At 70.8% G+C, this 5,301-nt stretch carries 4 protein-coding genes; all 4 read left to right on the top strand.

Annotated features, from left to right (window positions below; translation table 11 throughout):
• The coding region (locus D7W79_RS38435; protein WP_244222207.1) for a TldD/PmbA family protein at positions 1-1,448 on the top strand (1,448 nt) is incomplete at its 5' end.
• Positions 1,449-1,455: 7 nt separating this feature from the next.
• On the top strand, positions 1,456-2,802 hold the full coding sequence (locus D7W79_RS38440) for a TldD/PmbA family protein (RefSeq protein ID WP_120530218.1): 1,347 nt from the start codon (positions 1,456-1,458) through the stop codon (positions 2,800-2,802).
• A 61-nt stretch (positions 2,803-2,863) separates the two neighbouring features.
• On the top strand, positions 2,864-3,874 hold the full coding sequence (locus tag D7W79_RS38445) for a ParB/RepB/Spo0J family partition protein (RefSeq protein ID WP_120530219.1): 1,011 nt from the start codon (positions 2,864-2,866) through the stop codon (positions 3,872-3,874).
• Positions 3,875-3,921: 47 nt separating this feature from the next.
• On the top strand, positions 3,922-5,301 hold a 1,380-nt coding region (locus tag D7W79_RS38450), incomplete at its 3' end, for a sigma-54-dependent transcriptional regulator (protein ID WP_147442272.1).

Below are 5,301 nucleotides of genomic sequence, written 5' to 3' on the forward strand. Positions count from 1 at the left end.
GTCCCGCCCAGCTCGCCCCTCCGGCCGCGCGGCAGGCGGCCGCCTCCCCGCTCCTGCCCCCGGGTCTGTTGGAACGTCTGCTGGCGGAAGCCATGGGCCGGGGCGCAGACTTCGCGGAGGTGTACGTGGAGCGCACGTCCACCACCGCCGTGGTGCTGGAGGAGGAGCGCATCCGCAGCGCGCAGGTGGGCCTGGTGCAGGGCGTGGGCGTGCGGGTCATCGCCGGGGCCAAGGTGGGCTACGCCTGGTCCGACGACTGGGAGGACGCCGCGCTCGTCCGAGCCGCGCGCACCGCGGCGATGATTGCCCAGGGCGGCGGCTCCGAGCGCGCCTATCCCATCAAGCGCGTGCCGGTGCCCAGCCACTACCGCGTGGCCCAGCCCCTGGAGGACGTGGCGGTGGCGCGCAAGACGGCGCTGCTCACCCGCGCCAACACCGCCGCGCGCGCCTTCGACTCGCGCATCCAGCAGGTGAACGCGTCCTACGTGGATCAGACGCGGCGCATCGCCGTGGCCAACACCACCGGCCGCTTCAGCGAGGACATCCAGGATCAGTCCCGCATGAGCGTGCACGTGGTGGCGCTGGGCAAGAACGGCGAGCGGCGCACCGGCATGTACGGCAGCGGTGGCCGGGTGTCCTTCAGCTACTGGGACGGCGTGACGCCGGAGTCCGTGGCGGAGGAGGCCGCGCGCCAGGCCATCGCCACGCTGGGCGCGGTGGACTGCGTGGCGGGGCCGCAGACGGTGGTGCTGGCGCCGGGCTGGAGCGGCATCCTCCTGCACGAGGCGGTGGGCCACGGGCTGGAGGCGGACTTCATCCGCAAGGGCACGTCGCTGTTCGCGGGCAAGCTGGGGGAGAAGGTGGCCTCCGACCTGGTGACGGTCATCGACGACGGCACGGTGTCCAGCGCGCGCGGCTCCATCAACATCGACGACGAGGGCGTGCCCGGCGAGCGCAAGGTCCTCATCGAGAACGGCGTCCTCAAGGGCTACCTCTATGATCAGCTCAACGCGAAGCTGATGAACCAGCGCTCCACGGGCAGCGGCCGGCGGGAGTCGTTCAAGAGCCTGCCCCTGCCACGCATGACGAACACCTTCCTGGCGCCCGGGGACCACGCGCCGGAGGACATCCTCAAGGAGGTGAAGCGCGGGCTGTACTGCGCCACCTTCGGCGGCGGTCAGGTGGACATCAGCAACGGCAACTTCGTCTTCGAGGTCAGCGAGGCCTACCAGATTGAAGACGGCAGGCTGGGCCGCCCGGTGAAGAACGCCATCCTCATCGGCGTGGGGCCGGAGGCACTGAAGAACATCAGCCGCGTGGGCTGCGACCCGATGCCGGACCCCGGCATGGGCGTCTGCGTGAAGGACGGGCAGATGATGCCCGTGGGGGTGGGCCTGCCCACCGTGCGCATCGACAACGTCACCGTGGGCGGAACCAGGGTCGGCTGAGGACACCGTGAACTACGAACAGCTCGCGAAGAAGATCGTCCAGCGCGCCGTGAAGAAGGGCGCGAAGCAGGCGGAGGCGTACCTGGAGGTGGGCCGCCAGAGCAGCGTGCGCGTCCGCGAAGGCCAGATTGAAGACCTCACGGAGGCCACCAGCAAGGGCGTGGGCGTGCGGGTCATCGTGAAGGACCGGCTGGGCTTCGCGTACACATCCGACTTCACGACCTCCGGCCTGGAGCGCGTGGTGGACCTGGCCGTGCAGCTGGCGGAGGCCGCCGCGCCCAACAAGCTGAACGGCCTGCCCGGCGCGAAGGACCTGGGCAAGCGCGGGGACACCGGCGCCCTCTTCGACCCGAAGGTCGCGGGCCTGCCCGGCGACTGGAAGATCAACGCCGCCCTGGAGGCGGAGCGCGCGGGCCGGGCGCAGGACAAGCGCGTGGCCACGTTCGACTCCGTGTCCGCGGGCGACTTCGTGTCGGAGGTCTACCTCGCGTCCAGCGAGGGCGCCTCGGGTGGCTACTCCGGCACGTACGTGTACCTCGTGGCGGTGCCGGTGGCGTCGCAGGACGGGCAGCTCCAGACGGGCTACTGGCTGGACTACAAGCGCTTCCTGGACGACCTGGAGTCGCCCGAGTCCATCGGCCGCGAGGCCACGAAGCGCGCCGTGCGCATGCTGGGCGCGAAGCCGGTGAAGACGCAGCAGGTGCCGGTGGTGTTCGACCCGCTGGTGGCCGCGAGCTTCGTGAACAACCTGTCCCAGGCCGCGGACGGCAACGCCGTCTACCAGCAGTCCAGCGTGCTCGCGCCCCACGTGGGCAAGCGGCTCGCGGGCAAGCATGTCTCGCTGGTGGACGACGGCCTCCTGCCCCGGGGCCTGGCCACCGCGCCCTTCGACGGAGAAGGTGTCCCCACCCGCCGCACGCCCATCATTGATCAGGGCGTGCTGTCCGGCTTCCTCTACGACGCCTTCACCGCGCGCAAGGCCAAGGCGCGCACGACGGGCAACGCGTCGCGCGGCTACAGCGCGCTGCCGCACATCGGCACCACCAACCTCTACCTGGAGAAGGGCACCAAGACGCCGGAGGAGCTCATCCGCGAGGTGCCCCAGGGCCTCTACGTCACCGCCCTCCTGGGCCACGGCGCGGATCCGGTGTCCGGGGACATGTCCTGCGGGGCCAACGGCCTTTGGATTGAAAACGGTGAGCTGACGCACCCGGTGCAGGAGGTCACCGTCGCGGGCCACCTCCTCCAGATGTTGAAGGACGTGGACGCGGTGGGCAGCGACCTCCAGTTCCGCGGCGGCAGCGTGGGCGCGCCCACTGTCCGCTTCCGACAGCTCACCGTATCGGGCGCGTAGTCAGCCCCATCCGGTCGCCTACGCTGGCGGGCCTCTTCCTCACGGTACGAGGTCCGTCCGCATGGCCGCGAAGTCCGCCCGCAAGTCCGCCCCCGCGAAGTCGAAGTCGGCCACGCCGCGCAAGCCGCGCCGCAAGAAGGCCGAACCGAAGTCGCGAGGCCTGGGCCCCCACGAGGTGGCGAGCGAGGCCGTGGCCTTCCCCGACGCCCTCCTCCAGGCGGTGCGCGAGGACGGCGGCGAGGTGCTGTCCGTCTACCGCGATCCGCTGGGCGGCCACCCCGTCGTCTTCGCGGTGCTCCCCATCGACAAGGTGGAGCCCACGCCCTACCAGCGCGACCTGTCCGAGCCCCACGTCAAGCGGCTCGCCACCGCGATGGAGCGGTTGGATCGCTTCCTGGACCCCGTCATCGCCGTGCGCGTGGAGGGGCGCTACTGGACGCCCAACGGCAACCACCGCCTCAACGCCAGCCGCATGCTGGGCGCGAAGTCCATCGTCGCGCTGCTGCTGCCCGAAGAGGACGTGGCCTTTCAAATCCTCGCCCTCAACACGGAGAAGGCCCACAACCTGAAGGAGCGCTCGCTGGAGGTCATCCGCATGGCACGCGGACTCGTGGGCGCGAACCGCCCGGGCAAGGAGTCCGCCTTCGCCCACCTCTTCGAGGAGCCGTCCTTCCTCACCCTGGGCGCCGCCTACGAGAAGCGCCCCCGCTTCTCCGCGGGCGCCTACCACCCCTTCGTCAAGGTGGTGGACGGCTTCCAGGACGTGCCGCTGCCGGAGGCCATTGCCGTGCGCGATGCCCAGGCGGAAAAGCTGCTGGAACTGGACGACGCGGTGGTGGGCATCGTGGCCGCCCTCAAGGAGCGCGGCCTCCAGAGCCCCTACCTCAAGAACTTCGTCGTCGCCCGGCTCAACTTCCTGCGCTTCCGCAAGGACGGCCCGCCTCCCACCTTCGACTCCACCGTGAGCCGCATGCTGGCCAGCGCCCGGCGCTTCAACGTGGACAAGGTGCGCCGCGAGGACATTGGCCGCATGGGCGGCGGCCCCATGGAACCGGACGAAGAGCAGGCCTGAAGGGAATGGGGATTGCAGGGCCGTGTTGAGAGAGGCCCCGTACTCCCATGACATCTCCCACGGTCCTGGTCGTCGACGACGACCGCGCCAACCTTGATTCCGTCGCCCGCATCTTCCAGCGGGAAGGCTTCGCCACGTTGTCCGCCGCGCAGGGCACGGAGGCGCTGGAGCTGCTCCGGCGCCCCGAAGTCAGCGTCATGGTCACCGACCTGATGATGCCCGGCATGGACGGCCAGGAGCTGCTCAAGGCCAGCCGCGCCATCCGCCCGGACGTGGAGGTGGTGCTGATGACCGCCTACGGCACGGTGGAGACGGCCGTGGCGGCCATGAAGGACGGCGCCTACGACTTCATCACCAAGCCCCTCAAGCGCCACGCCCTGGTGAAGGCCGTGCAGAAGGCGCTGGAGAAGCAGGCGCTCGTCCAGGAGAACACCTCCCTCAAGGCGAAGCTCGCGGAGATCAACCCCTCCGGCGGCCGCGCCATGGTGGGCCAGTCCCCCGCCTTCCGCGCCATGCTGGACACCATCCGCCAGGCGGCGCCCTCCACCGCCACGGTGCTCCTCCTGGGCGAATCCGGCACCGGCAAGGAGCTGGCCGCCCGCGCGCTGCATGAGCACTCCGCCCGGGCGAAGCAGGCCTTCATCGCCGTCAACTGCGGCGCCATCCCGGAGAGCATCCTGGAGGCGGAACTCTTCGGCGTGGAGCGCGGCGCGTACACCGGCGCCGTCACCCGGCGCGAGGGCCGCTTCGAGCGCGCCCACGGCGGCACCCTCTTCCTGGACGAGGTGGGCGAGATGCCCCTCTCCGCGCAGGTGAAGCTCCTGCGCGTGCTCCAGGAGGGTGAGCTGGAGCGGCTGGGCGGCACGCAGACGGTGAAGGTGGACGTGCGGCTCGTCGCCGCCACCAACAAGGACCTGCAGAAGGAGGTCGCGGAGGGCCGCTTCCGCGAGGACCTCTACTACCGCCTGCACGTGGTGGAGATCCGCGTGCCCGCGCTCGCCTCGCGCCGCGAGGACATCCCGCTCCTGGCGGAGGCCTTCCTGCGCCGCTTCTCCGCGAAGAACGGCAAGGTGCTGCGCGGCTTCTCCCCGGACGCGCTGAACGTGCTGGAGAACTACGCGTGGCCCGGCAACGTGCGCGAGCTGGAGCACGCCGTGGAGCGCGCCGTGGTGCTGGCCCGCACGGACGTGCTGGAGGCCACCGACCTGCCGGAGTCCGTGCGCAAGGGGCCGCTGGGCTCCGCCGGTCAGCTCGTCATCCCCATTGGCACGCCCATGGAGGAGATCGAGAGGCGCGTCATCCACGAGACCCTGCGCCACACCCGGGGGGACAAGACGCTCGCCGCCCGCCTGCTGGGCATCGCCGCGCGCACCATCTACCGCAAGCTCGAGCGCGAGCAGGGCGGCCCGGACGCGGCACCTGTCTCC

Origin of the sequence: Corallococcus exercitus, assembly GCF_003611585.1 — a bacterium.
GTDB classification, from domain to species: Bacteria; Myxococcota; Myxococcia; order Myxococcales; family Myxococcaceae; genus Corallococcus; species Corallococcus exercitus.

Coding starts and splice junctions, on each gene's coding strand:
- D7W79_RS38445 (WP_120530219.1), top strand. CDS start 2,864: ATGGCCGCGAAGTCCGCCCGCAAGTCCGCCCCCGCGAAGTCGAAGTCG.